This is a genomic window from Caballeronia udeis (genome assembly GCF_001544555.2).
Lineage (GTDB): Bacteria > Pseudomonadota > Gammaproteobacteria > Burkholderiales > Burkholderiaceae > Caballeronia > Caballeronia udeis.
This window is the reverse complement of the sequence record NZ_FCOK02000028.1, coordinates 32,053-52,458: the sequence shown is the minus strand read 5'-3', so window position 1 is coordinate 52,458 and position 20,406 is coordinate 32,053. Positions and strand designations below refer to the sequence as shown.

At 63.2% G+C, this 20,406-nt stretch carries 15 protein-coding genes; 10 read left to right on the top strand and 5 right to left on the bottom strand.

Going from position 1 to position 20,406, the window contains the following annotated elements:
- Nucleotides 1–45 precede the first annotated feature (45 nt).
- The 4 genes from AWB69_RS20380 to AWB69_RS20365 all read left to right on the top strand — a co-directional run bounded on the left by AWB69_RS20380 (nucleotide 46) and on the right by AWB69_RS20365 (nucleotide 6,634).
- Entirely contained in the window at nucleotides 46–1,071 is a 1,026-nt protein-coding gene (locus AWB69_RS20380) for a GlxA family transcriptional regulator (RefSeq protein WP_062890657.1), read from the top strand.
- A gap of 122 nt (nucleotides 1,072–1,193) precedes the next feature.
- On the top strand, nucleotides 1,194–2,456 hold the full coding sequence (locus AWB69_RS20375) for an MFS transporter (protein ID WP_062088104.1): 1,263 nt from the start codon (nucleotides 1,194–1,196) through the stop codon (nucleotides 2,454–2,456).
- Between the two features lie 225 nt (nucleotides 2,457–2,681).
- On the top strand, nucleotides 2,682–5,603 hold the full coding sequence (locus AWB69_RS20370; RefSeq protein WP_062088015.1) for a bifunctional diguanylate cyclase/phosphodiesterase: 2,922 nt from the start codon (nucleotides 2,682–2,684) through the stop codon (nucleotides 5,601–5,603).
- An 86-nt stretch (nucleotides 5,604–5,689) separates the two neighbouring features.
- On the top strand, nucleotides 5,690–6,634 hold the full coding sequence (locus AWB69_RS20365) for an aldo/keto reductase (RefSeq protein WP_062088013.1): 945 nt from the start codon (nucleotides 5,690–5,692) through the stop codon (nucleotides 6,632–6,634).
- Nucleotides 6,635–6,672: 38 nt separating this feature from the next.
- Here AWB69_RS20365 and AWB69_RS20360 read toward each other — a convergent pair whose 3' ends face one another.
- Together AWB69_RS20360 and AWB69_RS20355 are read right to left on the bottom strand one after the other, a co-directional pair.
- Nucleotides 6,673–8,502 carry an FUSC family protein gene (locus tag AWB69_RS20360; protein WP_062088011.1) on the bottom strand — a complete coding sequence of 610 codons (1,830 nt, stop codon included), beginning with the start codon at nucleotides 8,500–8,502 and terminating at the stop codon, nucleotides 6,673–6,675.
- A gap of 218 nt (nucleotides 8,503–8,720) precedes the next feature.
- On the bottom strand, nucleotides 8,721–9,158 hold the full coding sequence (locus AWB69_RS20355) for a hypothetical protein (RefSeq protein ID WP_062088009.1): 438 nt from the start codon (nucleotides 9,156–9,158) through the stop codon (nucleotides 8,721–8,723).
- An 874-nt stretch (nucleotides 9,159–10,032) separates the two neighbouring features.
- Between AWB69_RS20355 and AWB69_RS20350 the strand changes: the two genes are divergently transcribed.
- Nucleotides 10,033–12,138, top strand: coding sequence for a phosphocholine-specific phospholipase C (locus AWB69_RS20350; RefSeq protein WP_062088007.1), 2,106 nt, complete (start codon nucleotides 10,033–10,035; stop codon nucleotides 12,136–12,138).
- A 78-nt stretch (nucleotides 12,139–12,216) separates the two neighbouring features.
- Here the strand turns inward: AWB69_RS20350 and AWB69_RS20345 are convergent, their stop codons facing one another.
- The gene (locus AWB69_RS20345; RefSeq protein ID WP_331712682.1) at nucleotides 12,217–13,803 is read right to left on the bottom strand and encodes a hypothetical protein; all 1,587 of its coding nucleotides are present in this window, start codon (nucleotides 13,801–13,803) and stop codon (nucleotides 12,217–12,219) included.
- Here AWB69_RS20345 and AWB69_RS49510 point away from each other — a divergent pair.
- Nucleotides 13,784–14,269 carry a hypothetical protein gene (locus tag AWB69_RS49510; protein WP_231937176.1) on the top strand — a complete coding sequence of 162 codons (486 nt, stop codon included), beginning with the start codon at nucleotides 13,784–13,786 and terminating at the stop codon, nucleotides 14,267–14,269. The genes AWB69_RS20345 and AWB69_RS49510 overlap by 20 nt on opposite strands.
- Before the next feature lie 939 nt (nucleotides 14,270–15,208).
- The gene (locus tag AWB69_RS20330; RefSeq protein WP_062088001.1) at nucleotides 15,209–16,060 is read left to right on the top strand and encodes a PA4780 family RIO1-like protein kinase; all 852 of its coding nucleotides are present in this window, start codon (nucleotides 15,209–15,211) and stop codon (nucleotides 16,058–16,060) included.
- On the opposite strand, the gene AWB69_RS20325 is transcribed toward AWB69_RS20330, so the two are convergent.
- Complete coding sequence (locus AWB69_RS20325; RefSeq protein WP_062088102.1) at nucleotides 16,057–16,926, bottom strand: NAD-dependent protein deacetylase; 870 nt, start codon at nucleotides 16,924–16,926, stop codon at nucleotides 16,057–16,059. The two genes, AWB69_RS20330 and AWB69_RS20325, sit on opposite strands and share 4 nt — an antisense overlap.
- Nucleotides 16,927–17,196: 270 nt before the next feature.
- Here AWB69_RS20325 and AWB69_RS20320 point away from each other — a divergent pair, with 270 nt between their 5' ends.
- Nucleotides 17,197–17,499, top strand: coding sequence for an ArsR/SmtB family transcription factor (locus tag AWB69_RS20320; protein ID WP_062088100.1), 303 nt, complete (start codon nucleotides 17,197–17,199; stop codon nucleotides 17,497–17,499).
- Between the two features lie 40 nt (nucleotides 17,500–17,539).
- Here the strand turns inward: AWB69_RS20320 and AWB69_RS20315 are convergent, their stop codons facing one another.
- Nucleotides 17,540–18,808: an MFS transporter gene (locus tag AWB69_RS20315; protein WP_062088000.1), complete on the bottom strand. Its 1,269-nt coding sequence runs from the start codon at nucleotides 18,806–18,808 to the stop codon at nucleotides 17,540–17,542.
- Nucleotides 18,809–18,916: 108 nt separating this feature from the next.
- Here AWB69_RS20315 and AWB69_RS20310 point away from each other — a divergent pair, with 108 nt between their 5' ends.
- The gene (locus AWB69_RS20310; RefSeq protein ID WP_062087999.1) at nucleotides 18,917–19,837 is read left to right on the top strand and encodes a LysR substrate-binding domain-containing protein; all 921 of its coding nucleotides are present in this window, start codon (nucleotides 18,917–18,919) and stop codon (nucleotides 19,835–19,837) included.
- Between the two features lie 121 nt (nucleotides 19,838–19,958).
- Nucleotides 19,959–20,342 (top strand): DUF3175 domain-containing protein, encoded by a 384-nt coding sequence (locus AWB69_RS20305; RefSeq protein ID WP_062088098.1) that lies wholly within the window; start codon nucleotides 19,959–19,961, stop codon nucleotides 20,340–20,342.
- The last annotated feature ends 64 nt before the right edge of the window (nucleotides 20,343–20,406 follow it).

Here is a 20,406-nt window from a genome sequence, read left to right as displayed (position 1 = left end):
AACTTGTCATTCAACCCTCGTTTCACGCCAACCCGCCCCAACATCATGAGTGACGCTCCTCGCCGTATCGACATCCTCGCGTTTCCGGACGTCCAGTTGCTCGACGCCGCCGGACCGCTGCAGGCCTTCGCCTCCGCCAATGAAATCTCGCTGGCGCGTGGAGCAAGCGCGCCCTATATAGCGCGTGTCGTCTCTGCCGCTGCGGGGGAAATTCAAAGCACAGCAGCTCTCGGACTGTTCGCGCAGCCCTTGCCCACCGCTCAACAACCGACCGACACGCTGATTGTCGCGGGCGGACGTGGCGTTCATGCGGCGTCGAAGGATCCGGCGCAGGTGGCTTGGGTACGGGAGCGCGCGGCACAGTGCCGGCGGGTGGCATCGGTATGCACGGGCGCGTTTTTGCTGGCCGCCGCGGGCTTGCTCGACGATCGCCGCGCGGTCACTCACTGGGCGCATTGCGAGCATCTCGGGCAGCGTTACCCGGCCGTCCACGTGGACCCATCGCCTATTTTCATTCGCGACGGCGCGGTCTGGACATCGGCGGGCGTGACAGCCGGCATCGACCTCGCTCTTGCCTTGATCGAGGACGATCTCGGGCGCGCGCTCGCGCTCGACGTGGCGCGCGAACTGGTCGTGTTTCTCAAGCGGCCGGGCGGCCAGGCGCAGTTCAGCGCGACGTTGTCGCTGCAAAAAGCCGGCGACCGTTTCAGCGACCTGCACGCGTGGATAGCCGAGAACATGGCGGCCGACCTGTCAATCGCGACACTGTCCGAGCGCGCCGGCATGAGCGAGCGCAGCTTCGTGCGCCACTATCGGGCGCAAACGGGCGTCACGCCGGCCCGCGCAATCGATCAATTGCGCCTGGAAGCGGCGCGCCGCCTGCTCGGCGATACCTCGTTTCCCGTCAAGCGCGTCGCCGCGCGCTGCGGGTTTGGATCGGAGGAAACCATGCGGCGCAGTTTCCTGCGTTCAATGGGTGTCACACCGCAGGCTTATCGTGAACGTTTTTCGGCAGGTGCCGATGCCGAAGACACGAACGAGCCGCGTCACACGACAGTCACACAGGACTAGCGGCTACGGCACCGCAGCAACACGGTTCAGCACGCCCGTTCGAGCCTTCGCGCATGCGGAAGATTAATTCTTTCGCGATAATGCTGCATTGCGCTTCGCTCACAACCCACAATTTTTCCTCAATGTCCATTATCGATGTCCCCAACGACCCGCTCACGCGCGTGGTCGCACCCTATGGCGCGGGTCCCGCCGAACTCGCGCTGGCCGTCGGCGGCCTGGCTATCGGCACGGGTGAATTCGCGTCCATGACCATCCTGCCGGTGATCGCGAACGGCCTCGGTACGTCGCTGCCCACCATGGGTCACATCATCAGCGCGTATGCGCTGGGCGTGGTGATCGGCGCGCCGCTCATTACTATTTTCTTCGCGAAAATTCCGCGCCGCGCGATGTTGATCGGCCTGATGCTGATGTTTGCATTCGGCAATCTGCTCAGCGCGCTCGCGCCGAATTACCCGCTGCTGCTGATCGCGCGCTTTATTTCCGGCGTGCCGCATGGCGCGTATTTCGGCGTGGCTGCGTTGACGGCAGCGTCGCTCGTGCCGCCCGACCGGCGCGCGCGGGCAGTCGGACGCGTCATGCTGGGCCTGACAATCGCGAATATTTTCGGCGTGCCGCTGGCGACCTGGCTCGGTCAATGGCTCGGTTGGCGCGCGGATTTCCTGCTCGTCGGCACGCTCGGCATACTTACCATGATTGGCGTGCGCATCTTTCTGCCGCCCATTCACGCCGGCGGCGCCACGCCTCGCCGCGAGCTTGGCGTGTTCAGGCGCTTGCAGGTCTGGCTGACGCTGTCGGTGATCGCGGTCGGCTTCGGCGGACTGTTCGCGGTGTACACCTACATCACGCCGACGCTGCTGAACGTGACCCACGTGGCGCCCTGGCGCGTGCCGCTGCTGCTCGGCGCGCTGGGTGTCGGCATGACGGCGGGCAGCCTGATTGGCGGGGTGCTGGCCGACAAGTCGCGGCTCTGGACCATCTTCGGCATGCTGATCTGGAATGCCGCCGCGCTGGCCGCTTTCGCGTATTCTTCGGCCAACGAATGGACGGCCACGCTCAACCTGTTCGCGATGGGACTCGGCATAGCCGTGGTCCCGGCCGTGCAGACGCGCCTGATGGACGTGGCCGGCGACGCCCAGACCGTCGCGGCCGCGCTCAATCATTCGGCCTTCAACATTGCAAATGCGCTGGGTGCGTGGGCGGGCGGCGTAGTGGTCGCGATGGGCTTCGGACTCGAGGCCACCGGCTGGACCGGTGCGCTGCTCGCGAGCGGCGGGATCGTGCTGCTTGGTGTTTCGGTAGCGGTGGAGCGGCGCTCGTTGGTGTCCGGCCCCGCAACGGTATGCGGTTCGTCGGGCGCGGTAGAGGTACATGAGGGGTGCTTGTAATGCGCCGCATTGAAACATGGGCGCAAAGCAAGGATCCGGACCGGCTGAATCCCTACGATAGCGCTCAAGCCCCCGGCCGTGCTGCCGTTATAGTGCTCAGGTGCGTACACAACCGAAGGAGCGGGCTCATTCAATCCCTCCCGTGTCCGGATGAAGAGCAGATAACATCGACATCGAACGAGATTGAATCAGGAGCCCGGGTGCAACCTCCGGCTCGGAGCGCTGATGAACGTCTTTCCCGCGAACCCTGCCACGCCAATGGCCAACGACAGCAGCGACAACCCCGCTGCGGACCTCGCTCGCGTGATCATCGACCCGGCGCGGGTGACCCACGCGGGCAGTTCAGTCGACGTGCTGCTGCACCGTGCCCGTACTCAAACCGATACCACCGCCTGGGCGTGGTATCGGGTCGGCGAGGCCCTGCATCTGGCGGGTCAGGGCGATGCAGCGCAAACGTGGCCCGCCCTTCTCACCGCCGACACCTTCCACGCCTTCTGCACGTCCCGGCGCCTGTGTCTCTGGCCCACGGGCAGCGGCGAAAGCATCCTCGGCTGGCTGCTCGCGCCCGCCAGCCACTCGGGAAGTTCCACGCTGTCCGACCTCGCCCGCAGCCTGGGCGAAGCCATGCAGACCGACACGCTGGCGCGGGCGCAAAATACCCAGCGCGTGCTCTATGAAATCGCCTATCTCGCGAGTTCCGTGCGCGAACGATCGGCGTTCCTGCTCGGCGTGCACCAGCAACTCGCCACGCTGATCGACGCGGAAAATTTCTATCTCGCGCTTTACGACTCGTCGAACGGCAGGATCACCTACCCGTATTACGTCGATGTAATCGACACCTCCCTGCTCGAATGCGCGATGTACGACACCCTCGATCCGTCGCACCTGTCGCTGACGGGCCAGGTACTGATCACGGGCCAGCCGCTCCTGATCGACGCCGCCGGCATCCGCACGGCTGAACGCGAGGGCCGTTTCTTTTGCATGGGTGACCGCCCCGAATTCTGGATGGGCGCGCCGCTCAAGAACGCCTCGGACGAAGTCTTCGGCATGATCGCCATGCAGGTGTACGACGTCTCGCGAATCTACAGTGTGGAGGACCGCGCGCTTTTCCTGGTCGTCGCCCGGCATGTAGCCATGGCGCTGGACCGGATCCTGCATCGTGATGACCTGGAAGAAACCGTATCGCGCCGGACTGCTGAGCTATCCGAACTAAATCGTGCGCTGAGACTGGAGATCGCGGAACGAAAACGGGCCGAGCACCTGCAGGGGGCGTTATTCCAGATTGCCGAATTGTCGAGCCGGCACGGCGACATGATGGAGTTTTTCCAGAGCCTGCACGGGATTGTCGGCGAGTTGCTGTATGCGGAAAACTTCTACATCGCGCTGGTCGACAATACGACCGCGACCGTGTCCTTCCCCTATTACGTCGACGAACTGCTGAACGACCATCCCACACCGCGACGTAACCGGCGCGGCCTGACGGAGTATGTGATCAGGCAGCGCTGTCCGTGTCTGATCGACCTCGCCGAAGCCACGCGGCTGGCGGAGACCGGCGAAATAGAACGCTCGGGCGAGAGCATCAAGCTGCGTTCGTGGCTGGGCATTCCGCTGTTCGACGGCGACGTCGTGCGCGGCGTGCTCGCGGTGCAAAGCTACACCACGAGCGTGCGTTACTCGCTGCGCGACCAGGAACTGCTGACGTTCGTCTCACGCCATATCGATACCGCCCTGTCACGCCGCAGCGCCGCCGAAGCCCTGCATGCGGCCAACCTTGAACTCGAGGCGCGCGTGCAGAACCGCACCCGCGAGCTCGATCTCGCCAACGCCCAGCTGCAGCACGAAAACTCACACGACGCGCTGACCGGGTTGCCGAACCGCAGCCACCTGCTGCAGCGGCTGGAGGAGGCATGGCTCGATCATCATGGCGAAGGCGAGCAACTGGCCGTGATGTTTATCGACCTCGACCGTTTCAAGGTGGTGAACGACAGTCTCGGCCATCATTTCGGCGACATGCTGCTGGTGCAGGCCGCGGGCCGCCTGCGAAGCTGCCTGCGCGACGACGACCTGCTCGCGCGGCTCGGTGGCGACGAGTTCGCGGTGCTCTCGCCGGGTGCGCCGCTGGAAACCGCCGTGGCAATTGCGGAACGGATCCTGGCGGCGTTCGACCTGCCGTTTCATATAGACGACCACGTGGTGTTCTCGTCGTGCAGCATTGGTATTGTCAGTCCCGACAGCCAGTTTCACCGCGAGCCGGCGGACCTGCTGCGTGATGCCGATACCGCGATGTATCGCGTGAAGAATGGCGGCCGCGACAGTTTTGTCGTGTTCAATCATGAGCTGCGCCGCGAGGTCTCCGATCAGGTGGAACGCGAAGGCGCGTTGCGCAATGCGCTCAAGCGCGACGACGAACTGGTGCCGTATTTTCAGCCTATCGTCTGCGTGAACAGCGGCGAGCTGATTGCGCTCGAAGCGTTGATCCGGTGGCGCCAGCCCGACGGCCGCCTCATCACGCCGGGCGAATTCCTGCCGGCGGTGGAAGGTTTGCGCCTGATCGGCCGGCTCGATCTCTACATGCTCACGCGCGTCGCGATCATCCTCGCGCAGCCGCAGCACGCCGACTGGCCGCCGGTGCATGTGAACTGTTCGAGCTACAGCATGACGCGCCCGGAGTTCGCCGACGACGTCCTCGCCCTGCTCGCGCGTCACGGCGTCGCGCCGTCGCGGATCTGCCTCGAACTCACGGAAGGCGCACTGGTTGCCGAGCCCGATCTGGCCAGGCGTTCGATGCAACGCCTGGCCGATCACGGCATGTCGGTGGTGCTCGATGACTTCGGCGCCGGATTTTCGTCGCTGAGTTATGTGCATCAGTACCGTTTCAGCGGCCTGAAAATCGACCGGTCGTTTATCTTCGAACTGACTACCAGTCCGCGCAGCAGCGCGATCGTACGTGCAATCGTGCGGATGGCGGAGTCGCTGGACCTGACGCTCGTGGCGGAAGGCGTGGAAGACGCCGCCACGCTCGCGGCATTGCGCGAGATGGGCGCGGCGCAGGCGCAGGGGTATTACTTCGCCCACCCCATGCCGCTGGAAGAGCTCTTGCTGACCACGCTCGCGCCGCGCTTGCAGGCGCTGACACAAGAGCCGTGAGGGTGCGATCACTGGGTGGCACGCCCACTACGTGACTTCGTGACTTCGCCTATCCTGAGAGCTGACCCGTCACGGCGAGACTGCTTATGCGCCCCACTTCCGCCAACACTCATCGTCGACGCCTTCTCCTTGCCGCCGGCAGCGTCATGCTGCCCTTGAGCCTGCCTGTCGCCTTCGCGCAAACGCCCGCCAGCGGCACGCCGCTGCCGCGCATGAACACGCGTCCTGTTCCGTCCACGGGCGAAGCGCTGCCGGTGGTCGGCTGCGGCACCTGGCGCACCTTCGATGTCGGCGACAATCCACAGGCACAAGCCGCGCTCGGCGACGTGCTGCGCATCCTGTTCGACAACGGTGGTTCGGTCATCGACTCATCGCCGATGTATGGCTCGTCGGAAGCGGTTGCCGGGGCGGTGCTGACACGCATCGGCGGGCATGGCCGTGCGTTTGTCGCGACCAAGGTATGGACCGAAGGCCGTGAAGCGGGGATCGCGCAAATGGAAGAGTCAATGCGGCGTCTGCAACAACCGCGTATAGACCTGATGCAGGTTCACAACCTGCTCGACTGGCGCACGCAGCTCGCCACGCTGCGTGAATGGAAAGCGCAGGGCCGGATTCGCTATCTCGGCATCACGCATTACACGTCGGGCGCGTTCGCCGAGGTGGAAGCCGTGATGCGTTCGGAGACACTCGACTTTGTCCAGATCAACTACGCTGCCGACGACCGCGCCGCCGAGGAACGCTTGCTGCCGCTTGCCAGGGAACGCGGGATTGGCGTGATCGTGAACCAGCCGTTCGGCGGCGGCGGTTTGCTCGGCAAACTCAAGGGACAGCCGGTGCCTGCCTGGAGCAAGGAGATTGGCTGCACGACCTGGGCGCAACTGCTGCTCAAGTTCGTGCTCGCACATCCGGCGGTGACCTGCGTGATTCCCGGGACCGGGCGGCCTGAGTACATGCAGGACAATGTGCGTGCCGGATTCGGTAGTTATCCCGATCAATCCACGAGACAGCGCATCGCGGCGGCGGTGGCTTGAGGTCCGGACGCTGAAGGCTTGTTGCACGGCCTGAAGTGCTAACGCGCAGCAACAAGCTCCCTTGAGACCGCTGCGTCCGGGTTCCGCGTATTCCGTCCGGAGCGCGCCGCAAACAACGCCAACGCTCCGGCGAGGCGTGCGCGGGCTTCATCGGTGGTGGTAACTGCTGCACCGCGCGCCGTCTCCCGCGCCAGTTCGCGCGCCGCCTGCACGCACGCGAACAACGGTCCGGCCGCGAGTTCCAACTGCGTGTTCCATGCAAACACGCGCTGCGTCTGCAGCGGCCGTAATGCGATCCGCAACTCATGCCAGCGCCGGTCGAGCGCACGCATGGCCGCGAGCGGATGAAGCCCGTGGACATCGGCACTCGTATTGCAAACGCGCAGGACCTCGTCGAGCGCGTCGAGCACGCCCGTCATCTTGATATCGACGTGATGAGACGTGCGCAGCGGCATCATCAATACAGCTACGGCTATCGACACGATGCAGCCAACGAACACTTCTTCCACGCGCATTTCAATCAGCGGTCCAATGGCAAAGCCCAGCTCGCCATAGATCAGCCCGACCAGCACCGTGATGAAAAACACACCCTGCCCGTACGAGGTCAGGATGAAATAGGCCCAGCCAAACACACACGCGGCCATCGCGGCAACCAGCAGCCAGGGCGTGCCGTGAAGCGTGCCTATCAGCGCTGCGCTAACCGCCACGCCCGCCAGTGTGCCAAGCACCCGTTCACCGGTCTTGCGGATCGTGTCGCCGCGCGAGCGCGTGCCGAGGAACACCACGAAGGTCGTGATGACCGCCCAGAACCACCGTTCCGGCGACACCGAGTGACCGATCAGCATGGCGATCAGCGCAGCCGTCGTCGCGCGGCAGGCGGGCAGCCAGGAGAGTGCGCCGCGCCAAACGAACGGAGCGCCCGCCGGCCGCTTGACACCGGTTTTCGCCGCACGCGCGGTCGACGCCACCGCGTCACGGCCCGCGCGCGACAAACGCCGCAAGGCAATCCGCAAACGAACATCGCTTCGATCAAGCCGGCTGGCACCCACCGCATGCCGGGCCGCCGCAACCTCGACATCGATCAGGCACGCCCGCAGCCGCTGCACGCCTCGAAGATCGAGCAAGCCAAGCTGCTCTTCAACAGCGAGCGCCGCTTCGTTCAACAGCGACAAGTGACGCAGCGCTTCGGGCTCGTCAGCACGACGATCGGCAAGCACGGTCGTGGCACGCTGCATTACCGTGGTCAGCGCGCGACGCAACGTGGCCTCAGGCCGGGTCGGCACCAGCGCGCGGCCGGTGAACGCAACGCTCACAAACGCTGCCACCGACAACCCCAGCATGACCAACACGTGTTCGAGCGTGGGATGCAGGTACAGCCCAAGGTAAAACGCGACCACCGCCGTCATCGCTCCACCCAGTGCACGCGGACCGCATGCCTGCACCAGCATCGCCGCGAACAGCACGGCAAGGAATCCGGCATCCGCCACCAGCGGCCAGGCCGCCAGCGCGATCGCCGCGATCAGGCTTGCAGCCCCCGCGCCATAGATCACGGCAAGCGACTGGAACCAGCCGCGTTGCGTGGCATCGCGAAGGAACAGCGGCGCGACCATGGCGAACAGCAACGCGAACGCGGCAAGCGTAGGCGGCTGATGTGTGTGAACTGTCCAGCCGATCGTCACCACGCCCGTGAGCACGCAGGCAATCGCGCTGCGAAGCGCGGTGTGGAAACGCAGCAGGCCGGGATCGGAGCCGAGCAGGCGGGTCAGCAGAGGGGATGAAGGGGAGACAGCGCCACGGGTCGCGGGCCGGTAGTCACGCGCGGGATGGAAACCTCGCGCGAGGAGGGACAGGGATGCTGCAATGGACATATGTAATACCCGGGACAAGTGTCGGTAATGTCGGCAGTGGCTTGTGGCCGCTTCCGATACGACGAGTCCGCCTCGCGGCGGACCCTCCTGTTTGGTGCGTCAGCCAATGCGCTCAACCGGGATCGCCGGACGAACGCACTGCATGGGACGCACGCGAAGCATGTAACTGCCTCACGTATACCCGCATATTACCGTGTCAAAATTCCTGGACTGGGGGTTTACCCGATTTGCTCGGGCCGGCGCATTTCGTTGACGGCGCCGCACGCCTCCGCCACGACTTGCGCAAGTTCCGCAAGCTGGGTCTCGGCGGTCACGGTTGCTTCGGCCAGCGACAGGACCGCCGCTTCGAGATCCTCGACGGCGCCGTCGTTGTCGGAGAAAAATTTCAGGGGCAAGGCGGCGAGCGCTTCGGCATTCGCCGATGCCTGGTCGGTCAGCGCGCACAACCGCACGAGGTTCTCGCACAAGGATTCAAGGGCCTCGGCCGCGTAGCGGCAAAGCGCGGAATCGCTCGCGGGATCCTGTGCCACCTCGCTCAACGTGGCTTGCGACCTTTCGACGGCGCGTGCAAGCGCATAGCTCCGGTCGCGCGCGGCGGCAAGGCGCGCCGCATAGTCGCTCAGTTGCAAGACCCGCTGCGCCGTATCGGTCAACATCGTGTTCTCCTGTGTCGTCCGGCCGGCCAGAAGCGTGTTGGATCAACCGAATCTGGCGCGGCCCGACCGCAACAATGTTTTTATGGTCCGGCCGGCGTTCCTCGTCGATCACCCGGGAAGCGCCGACGCAGGACATCGGATGACAGCCAGAGAGAGTCGATCAGCTGCCACTGCTCACTTCTTTACGGCATGTGGATCGTAAGCTTTAACAAATTCTTCATAACCACCGGCTCTTCCCAAACAACCCCGCTCGACCAACCTTAGGCGACGCGATGCCGATGGACAAATCCCGTTTGCGGATGGCCTATCCCCTCGTCATATTGCCCGGCATTTTCATACTTCAGCCAAACATATTAATTACGTTTTAATTACTATTAGGATGTTATTTCAATAAATTAATAATTCCTACACGAGTAATTCCTATCCTCTGGATTGCTCGTTCCCGACGCCATCCGCAAACCGCATGGCGCCGCCACGCAAACCGTCCAGAGGACGCTTGTGCCCAGTAGATCAATCAGTATCGAGTTGCTGTGCGGCGCCGTGCTCGCGTGCACGTTGCTTGCCGCCTGCGGTGACCATGACCAGCCCTCGGCGACCCCATCCGCGTCCTCGTCTTCTTTAGCCCCTTCTTCATCTTCTTCCGTTCAGCAATCCGATGCATCCGCTTCACCGGGATCGTCGGACATACAGCGCTGGGCCTTGCAGCAAACCCAGCCGGCAACAGCGACGTCCAGTCTTACGCAAGCTCCCCCGCCCGCCGCCGCTTCCGATCCTTTGTTGTCCCCGGTTATCCACGAAGCCGAGTGACACAAAGGCGACACGAAAGCGGCCGGCGAGCCCGACCAAGTCTTCCCCCCACGACCGACAGAGACCCATGAACTTAAAAAGCCGACGTGACTTTCTCAGGGCAGCCGCACAGGCCGCCGGTTCCGCCACCGCACTGGGCATCGTGCCGGCTGGCATCCGCAACGCACTCGCGATTCCAGCGAACAACCAGCATGGAAATATCAACGACGTCGAGCACATCGTCGTGCTGATGCAGGAAAACCGCTCCTTCGATCATTACTTCGGCACGCTCCAGGGCGTGCGCGGTTTTGGCGATACCCGCGCCGTGCAGCTTCCCAACGGCCAGCCGGTCTTCAATCAGCCGATTGCCGGCGGACTCGGAGAAGTGCTGCCGTTCCGGCCGAGCGCGCCCGATCTCGGCCTCCAGTTCATCCAGGATCTGCCGCATGACTGGACCACGAGCAAAGGTGCTTACAACCAGGGCCGTTACGATCAGTGGGTCCCGTACAAAGGCACGACCACGATGGCGTATCTCACGCGCGAGGACATTCCGTTCCACTACCAGCTCGCCGACGCCTTCACCATTTGCGACGCGTACCACTGCTCGATCAACTCATCGACTGACCCGAACCGCTATTACATGTGGACCGGCTGGGTGGGCAACGACGGCAGCGGCGGCGGCCCGGTGGTCGACAATGCCGAACTCGGGTATGGCTGGTCGTCGTATCCGGAAGTGCTCCAGAACGCGGGCATTTCGTGGAAGATCTATCAGGACATGGGCACCGGGCTCGACGCAAACGGCTCGTGGGGCTGGACCAGCGACGCGTACATCGGCAACTATGGCGACAACGCGCTGCTCTACCTGAATCAGTATCGCAATGCGCAACCCGGCAATCCGCTGTATGACAAGGCGCGCACCGGCACGAACGCGGCAGCGGGCGACGGTTATTTCGATATCCTCAAGCGCGACGTGCAGAACAACGCGTTGCCGCAAGTCTCATGGATTGTCGCGCCCGAAGCGTTCACCGAGCATCCGAACTGGCCGGCGAACTACGGCGCGTGGTACGTCGATCAGGTGCTGCAGGTCCTGACGTCGAATCCGGCGGTATGGAGCAAGACGGTGCTGCTGATCAACTACGACGAAAACGATGGTTTCTTCGATCACGTCGTGCCGCCGTTCCCGCCCTCGTCTCCCGCTAACGGCAAATCCACGGTCAGTACCGTGAATGAAATCTTCCCGGGCAGCAGCAGCTACCAGGCGGGTCCCTACGGCCTTGGAACGCGAGTGCCGATGCTGGTGGTGTCGCCCTGGTCGAAGGGCGGTTACGTGTGCTCGGAACTGTTCGACCACACCTCGGTGATTCAATTTATCGAAAAGCGTTTTGGCTCGGGCGCAAACGTTACCGAATCGAACATCACGCCGTGGCGCCGGGCCATCTGCGGCGACCTGACGTCCGCGTTCAATTTCAAGAACCCGAACGCCTCGTTCCCGACCTTGCCGGACACGAGCGGTTATGCCCCAACGCAACAGATTCGTCATCCTGACTATGTGCCGGTGCCGCCCGCGGTTCAGGCCGTGCCGAAACAGGAACCCGGCGTGCGCCCTGCCCGCGCGCTGCCCTACGAGTTCTTTGTTCACGCCCACACGAACACGGGCAAGGGCGTGACCTTCGACTTCATCAACACAGGCGATGCCGGCGCGACCTTCCTCGTGTACACGGCCAACAGCCAGACCGCGCCGAGCTGTTATACCGTCGAAGCCGGCAAACGCCTGCACGACCAGTTCCCGCTGACCGCGGCCAATACGTACGACTTCATCGTGTACGGTCCGAACGGCTTCCTGCGCCGCTTTACCGGCACGGCGGTCCAGCAGAACTGGTGGAATAACAAGCAGGCGCTGCCGGAAGTCACCGAGGGTTACGACGTCGCCAACGGCAACCTGCAATTGCGCCTGAAGAACCTGGGCACGACGAGCTGCACGTTCAGCGTAGCGAACGCCTACACGCCCGGCACGGTCATCACGCGTCAAGTGCGTGGCGGCGACAGCGAAAGCCTCTATCTCGACCTGCGCGCATCGTATGGCTGGTACGACCTGAGCGTCACCATTGCGTCGGACACCAGCTTCGCGCGGCGTCTTGCTGGACACGTGGAAACAGGCAATAGCAGCATGTCTGACCCGGCGCTCGGAAGCTGAAGCCGGCGGTATCAACAAAAAAACGCTGCTGCGAGTGAACCCGCGGCAGCGTTTTTCCATTCAGCACACAACCAGGCTTCAGGTACCCAGATAGCCCAGCGGCACCGTCGAGTTCGATTGCGCGACGCTCGCGTTCTTCGATATCACGTACATGGGCATTTCAGTCAGGTTCAGCGTGACCACGCCGTTGCTGTAGGCCACCGTCGAGGCGTTGCCCATCCAGTCCAGCACCTGCACCGTACCGCTTGTGCCCGCTGCATCGACGCTCAGGTTGTAGCTCACGCTATAGGTCTGGCTGAAGCCCGTGCTCACGCTCCATACCGCGTTGTTGTGGGTCCACAGTGCGGTGATCGGAATGCCCGTGCCGCGTTGCTGGAATCCATAGGCATAGACACCCGACGGCGTGCCGTTCACCGGCCCGAGCGTGGTCGTGCCGTCGAGCACGCGCGTCATTGCCGCGACCGCCAGTGCCGCCGGCTTCGGGCTCACGTTCGACGCGCCGTACGCGCCCTGCGGGTCAGCCAGGTCGAAGAACGTGCCGTAACCGGGTTCGGCCGGATAGTCCGCACCGTAGAACACGTAGGTCTGGTCGGCTCCTTCGCCCAGCAGGATGATGTGCGTGCGCGCCACCACCGCGGCCTGCGCAAACAGGACATTCGAGGTCGGATAGTTGGGACCGTACGACGTGCCGATGTCATAGCTGATACCCGTTTCCGTCGCGAACAGCTTCATGCCCGGCTTATAGTCCTTCTGCATTTCCTGGCGCAAGCCGCGCATCTGGTTCATCAGCGCATTCGCGGCGTTGGCGGGACTCGGGTCGGTCGCAAGACGCTCGGGAGGATGCGACGGCGACGTGCCTGCATCGTAGTAACCATGCGTCGCGATGCCGTCCAGATACTGCGCGAGACCCAGCGGCGCCATGGTTTGCAGGCGCTGCGTGGTCAGTTGCGGAAACGGCTCGGCGGTCCCCATGACAACCGCATTCGGATCAGTGGCGTGGAGGCCCGTATAGGCCAGTTTATATAGCTGAACGAAGTTCGCGTTCGTATCCAGCCAGTCCGGCTCCCAGGTCACCTGGTAGTAGTTCTTTGCCATTGCAGGCGTTAATGCCTGGCGCATCGCTTCGGTGTTCGAACCGACCACGCCCATATAAGCCTGGTACCCCGCCTGATCGACGGGCAGATAGGCGCTGTCGTTGAACGCGCCGGTCGGGCTGTCCCACGCCGGAATTCCGTCCAGCCGCACGAGCCGCATGATCTGGCCCGACGAATAACCGGTGTCGGCGGTGGTCACCGCGGGGGTCCAGGTGCCAGGTCCGTTCGGCTCCATGGCCGACAGTTCGCGGTCGTCGATAGTCGACGAAATGCCCAGCGCCGTGAGCATCGCGGTCCAGCCGTTGAACCCCTGCATGCCGAAACGATGCTGCTCCTGGTGCGCATAGGTCGGCGCGGGCACGCTCGCGGTCACATTGGGCAGCACACCGAAGGTTGCTATCCCGGTCGGGCGCGTGCCGGCCGTCTGCACGCTGCCGCCCGCCTTGGCGAGGGTGGCCGAGATCGCGAAGTAACCGGCCAGCGTCGACGTGCAATTGAGCGTCGTGGTGCTGGAGCCGGCCGGCGCGGGGAAACTGCCGCTGGCGACGGTGTTGCCGAGGCTGTCGCTCACCGACCACGCGAGCGTGTCGGCGCTCGACGGGCTAGCGGTAATCGCGATCGGGAACGTGCTGCCCGAGGCGAACATGCGCGTGCCGTCGGTGCTCGGTGTATCGGCTGTGATGACGCCGCTGGCCGATGAACTGGTGGCCGTGACCGGCGACGCACATGTCATGGCCAGCGCGGCGGCGCTGGCAACCGCTGAGGGCGAAACGACAGCAGCGGGACTAGCCGCCCCGGTCGAACCCGTGGTGCCGGTTGTCGTGCCCGTCGTGGTCGCGGCAGTTCCGCCCGATCCGCTGGAGGAACCGGTTGTCGCCGCGCCGGAGGCCGTGCTTGATGTGCCCGATGACGTACCCGATGCGCTCGCGGTCGTGCCCGCACCGCCGCTGACCGCCGCGGTGGAACCGGAGCTGGCGGGATCGCTTGACCCTCCTCCGCCGCCGCCGCATGCCGCCAACGCTAGCACAACTGAATAAACTGAATAATTGAGTAAGGAGTGTGTTTTCATTTTGAATGGCTGCCTGATCGTAGCGATGAACCTGAACCGGGCAAACCTTCTCCTCCAAGCGCCCTGGAGGAGCTCGGCAACGATTGAATCAGGAGGAAGGGGCTGGCAGGGCCGCTGGCAAAATCCGCCAAAAAAAACGCGACCAAAAGAACGTACGTTCTGCCTACTTGCCGAAATGGATGTTACACAGACGAAACGTTTTGATAAAGTAAAAAAGACGTAACACGTTGTAACGTCTGATTATTAATCGGTAATTCCGAATATCGTCTAATTAAACAACGCCAATAAAATCGCTGACAAGGGTTGTGTTGTCATAAATAGCGATGTATTAAGGGATTGATTAGATAAATATCACCTTCTTTCGCCAAAGGCATGTATCAAAACAGAAGCATTTTTCAGCGAGTGCCAAGCGTCGCGCGGAGTGTACATTTCATTGCTGGGGAAGGGGCTGATGATGGCGGAATTGGCGGGCTGACCGTTCAGACACCAGTGCATATGCAGCAATAAAAATCCGCACTGAAAAGCTTTTGCAAATGCGCTTTAAATTCCTGATCTGACCATGTGCCTGGCCTTGAAACACAGTGTCCTATGGCGCGCCCGCCAGGCGAATGAGGCGTGAACGCGTTGAGAAAACAGGCGCCGTTTCTTTTTGCGACGCCGGCGTGGCTGATTCAACGCAATCCATCAGGCAACGGCAACACAAGGAACAACGTCGCACAGGCACGTTCGGCGCCGCGTTGCCGGCTTGAATGACCGATGAAAACCGGTCCGTCCCGAACGCTCGCGACCGCTTCTGCCCGGGCGAATCCGTGTTGCCTTTATAATCCGCCATGATTCCAATTTCCTGCCTCCCCGCCTGCCACCCCCTTCGCGGCTTCCGCGAAGTCCTCCCCTATGTGGTGGCCGTATGAAAACCCCAAAAAGGCTGCAGCCGCTGCTGGAAGAAGGTCTGATCGACGAGGTGATCGGCCAGTTGATGAGCGGCAAGGAAGCGACCGTCTATGTCGTGCGCAGCGGCGACTCCACGCGTTGCGCGAAAGTCTACAAAGACGCGAAGCAGCGCAGCTTCCGGCAAGCGGCTTCGTACCGCGAGGGCCGCACGGTGAAAAACAGCCGGCAAGCGCGCGCAATGGAAAAAGGTACGCGCTACGGCCGCCAGATGCAGGAAGAGGCGTGGCAGAACGCGGAGGTCGACGCGCTGTTCCGGCTCGCCAACGCCGGCGTGCGTGTGCCGCAACCGTATATCTGCACGGATGGCGTGTTGCTGATGGAACTGGTGGTGGATGCCGAAGGCGACGTCGCGCCGCGTCTGAATGACGTGGACATGAGCCACGCGCGCGCGCTCGAGTTGCATGAACTGCTGCTGAGCCAGGTCGTTCGCATGTTGTGCGCCGGGATGATTCACGGCGACCTCTCCGAATACAACATCCTGCTGGCCGCCGACGGTCCGGTGATCATCGACTTGCCGCAGGCGGTGGACGCCGCCGGCAACAACGAAGCGGCGTCCATGCTGCAACGTGACGTCGATAACCTCGCGACCTACTTCGGCCAGTTCGCGCCCGAATTGCTGAAGGCGAGTTACGGCAAGGAAATGTGGGCGTTATACGAAGCGGGTCTGCTCACCGTCGATACGAAGCTCACGGGTCACGTGGAAGTCGACACCACTCCGGTGGATCTGGAAGCCGTGATGCAGGAGATTGAAGACATCCGGCTTGAAGAGGAAGCGCGGGTGAGACGCGAGCAGGAACTCGATAGTTAAGCACTTCGATCCAGTTGCTGCGCGAGTTCGCTCGCCAGCGCATCGAGCGTCGGCCCGCACGGCGCTTCGACCTTCAGTTGCAACAGCGCGTCGGCGCGCGTCTTCCCAAGATTGACTGCCGCGATCGGCTTGCCGGCGCGCGCGGCCCACTCGCAAAAACGAAAGCCCGAATACACCATCAGCGACGAACCAAGCACGAGCATGGCATCGGCCTGATCCAGCGCGGCCGCCGCCGCATCCACCCGGGTCCGCGGCACACCTTCTCCGAAAAACACGACGTCAGGCTTGAGCAGACCGCCGCAGCGCGTACAAGACGGTGCGTGAAAAGCCGCGAAGTCATAACCTTCGAGTTGCGCGTCACCATCCGCCACCGGCAACGCAGCCAGGCCGACGAAGCTCGGGTTATCAGCTATGAGTCTTTGCTGGAGCGCTGCACGCGAGGTCTCGTCGCCGCATTCCATGCACCGCACGCAGCCGATATTGCCGTGCAATTCAATCACGTCCGTATTGCCCGCGCTGGTATGCAGTCCATCGACGTTCTGCGTGACAAGCCTTTCGAACAGGCCCAGGCGCTCCAGCCACGCAACCGCGAGATGCGCGGCATTCGGCGCAGCGCCGGAGACCAACGGCCAGCCAATCATGCTGCGCGCCCAATAGCGTTGGCGCGCAAACTCCGAGCCCATGAAGTCCTTCAGCAGGATAGGCGCTCGACCGGTACGCTGCCCTTCCGTATTGCGATAGCAAGGTATTCCGGATTCCGTACTAATTCCAGCACCGGACAAAACGAACAGCCGTGGATGCCGTTCGACGAAATCGAAGAGTGGGTTGGAAAGCGCTCGAAACGCGTAATCCGTCAGATTTTTCATCTTCGGAATAGTAGCGGCAACACGCTTTTTCTGCTGGAGCGCGGGTCGGTCCGTCGGCGCATGATGGGTCACATGCACCAAAGTGATGACTGGATCGTCGACATACAGGCTTCATGCTGTATTTGCAAAATACAGTCTCCAACTTGTAGACAAATAGCCAGCGTATGCCGGCGCACTCACGCCCCCTTCCTTACCTTGACATTCCGGCGATCTGTTTCGACCATACCCAGTGATTGGCGAACCGCTGACCTCATGACCCCCGGCGCGCGCGTGACCACCGACCTCCTCAACTCGACTTTCGCGGCGCTCGCCGATCCGACCCGGCGGGCAATCCTTGCGCGGCTGGCCCGGGGCGAGGCGTCGGTGTCGGAGCTTGCAGAACCGTTCGACATGACGCTCGCCGCCGTGTCCAAGCATCTCAGGGTGCTCGAGCATGCCGGGCTGATCGTGCGCGAGCGCGACGCGCAACGCCGCCCATGCCGGCTCGCCGCAGCGGCCTTGAAAGACGCCAGCGAATGGTTCGATCCGTATCGGCGGTTATGGGAAAGCGGCGAAAGCGGGAGAACACGATAAACCGCCCTTACCGATCTTATGAAACCCGTCATGAAATCCGTCACGACACCCGCGCCACCGGCCTCGGAAACAACGGATAAGCAACCAGTGCGCACGCAGCCGCAGCCAGCCACACAACGCCCCACGACCCGATCGCGAGTAAATGCGGAATACACAGCGGCGTCAGGAACAAGCCGAGATACACGGCGGTGTTGACCATTCCGAGCGCCGTGCCCGCGCGATCCTTGCCCGCCAGCGTCGCGAGTTCGGTGTAGGCCACGCCATGCCATGCCGACACGCAAATTCCGGCGAACGCGATCAGCACGATCAGCAACGCTTCCGGTAACCGTTGACCCGACCCCACCGCAGCGCCCAGCACCACGAACGACGCCACCGCGACCAGCGTCGACCCGCGCAGATACGCCCGCCGGTTGCCGCGTTTATCGGTGAAACGGCCGCTCGCTACGCGCATGATCATCGCGCCGAGCTGGACGGTGACCATGGTCGCGGTAATCCCCGCTATGCCGACATGTCCGAAGTCGTGCAAAAACACCGTGGCGAACGTCAGCACCGCGAACTGCGGAACGCACAAAATGGCGATGCCCGACACCACACGCCAGATCATCCGGTCACGCAGCGGACCGACCGAGGGCGCGACTGCGGCACCAGAACCGCCATGCGTTGCGGCAGGCGCCTCCGGCGGCTCGTGCAGCCAGAGCCACGCGAGCACGCCCGAGACCGCGCAGAGAGCCGCCAGTACCCCGTAGACCGGGCGAAATCCGCCCGTGGACGCGAGCCAGGGCAGGATCAACGCGCCCAGCCCGCCGCCCAGCGGCACGGCAGTCTGACGAATGCTCATCGCCAGGCCACGCTCGCCTTCCTGGAACCAGCGCATGACCGCGCGTCCGCTCGATCCGTTAACACTCCCGCCAACCAGGCCGACAAGGCACATCGACATCACAAGCCACAACAAGCTCGGAACAGCCGCATGCGACGGCACGACGAACAGCATCATGGAGAGCAACGCGGCAGCGGTCGTGGCCAACCCGGTCAGCAGGATTGGCCGGTCACCCCAGCGGTCGGTCGCGACGCCCCACGACAACTCCGTGAGCGCAACGCCCAGCCCCATGGCCCCCAGCGCCAGCCCGAGCGCAGCGTTGCCGAGGTGATAATCCGCGCGCAGCCAGACGGCGGTCGTGGGAATGCCCGCAGCGGCAGCCGAAAAACTGACGTTCGCGGCCACGCCGACACCCAGCACTTTCCATCGGTGTGACGCGCCCAGTTCACGGCGCCCCGTTGCCGGCAAGGGAACAGCGTATGGCGTTTCCATGCTTTTCCTCTCCGAATGCTTTCGATGGACGCCAGTGTCGCGTTTTACCATCATCCTGAATATCAATTAATATGGAAGCAATCATTCGACGAAACAGGACTATTAGCCATGTCGCAGACCAATTTCGATGTCGCGTCGTTGCGGACCTTCGTGGTCGGCATGGAGCTGGGAAGTTTCGCGAAGGCGGCAGACCGCGTCGGGCGCTCGACCTCGGCCGTCAGCGCGCAAATCAAGAAACTGGAGGAGCAGTCGGGTGCGCCGCTGTTTAAGAAAGCCGGGCGCAACCTGGCGCTGACCGAGGCAGGCGAAACCATGCTGCGGTTCGCGCGGCGGCTGGTCGATCTCAACGACGAAGCCGCCGTCGCCGTGCGCGGCCCCGACCTCGAAGGCTGGATCCGGCTCGGGCTGCAGGAGGATTTCGGCGAAGTCATGCTGCCCGACATCCTGGGCCGGTTCTCGCGCGCGCATCCGAAAGTGCGGATCGAAGCGCGGGTCGCGCGCAATGTTGAACTGCTCGGCCGGATCGATTCAAACGACCTCGACCTTGCCCTGATCTGGGACGATTCGGTTTCAGCGGGCTATGAACTTCCAGGCGGCGACCGCCACGAGATGATCGCTGAGCCTGCCATGTGCTGGATCGGTTCGTCGACCTTGCCGTGGCGTCCCGATGCGGCAGAACCGTTGCCGCTGGTCGCGTTCGACCGCGCTTGCCTGTTTTTCAGCGCCGCCACCGAAGCGCTCGATCGCGCGAATATCCGTTGGCGGGTGGCGTTCACGAGTCCGAGCCTCTCGGGCCTGTGGGCCGCCGCTGCGGCAGGCCTTGGACTCACCGTGCGCACGCGCTATGGTCTGCCCGCGTCCGTGAGCGCGTTCGACGGCCACGAGCTGGGGTTGCCCGCGCTGCCGTCCCTGGCACTGTCACTTGTGCGCGCGTCGGCCACGCCCACGCCGCCCGTGCAGCAACTCGCAGCGCTCATTCTTCAATCCGTACGGGACGGGTCGGCGTCGCTGGACCGGATCGCGGCCTGAGCGGCACTTCGCCCACGGCAAAAAAACAAGCAGAACGCCATTCACGCATCGCGCGATGTCCGCCCTCGGCGGCCCGTTTTTTGCTGGAGGCTGGCTGGAAAACGACCGACGGGTGAGCGACATGGCGACCGCATCGAAGAGCAGCAAAAGCAAGGGCAAGAGCACGAACAGCGGCAAGCGCAACACCACGCGTCAAAAGCATGCGCGCGCAAAACCAAAGCAACATTCGAACCCCAGCCGCTGGTCACATCACGTGATGGAAACGAGCGATGCAATGGATATCGAGCATGAGATATTCAAGGAGGGCAGCGCGCAGGAGATCGCTGATTCGCTGAAGAAGTCATCGACGCGCAGCAACCGGCGCAAGGGCACGCCGTTCCAGTCCGCCATGTCGATGCTGAATTTCTATATCAATCGGGCCGGGCGAAACTTGCCGAAGTCGCGTCGTACGACCTTGGATAACGCCAAGAAGCGCCTGCGCGAAGCGTTCGGCCGCAAGCCATGATCGCCGGGTGAGAGCAGTGGAACGCGGCTTGCTACCAAACCCGCCACTACCCTCCTCGCAAAAC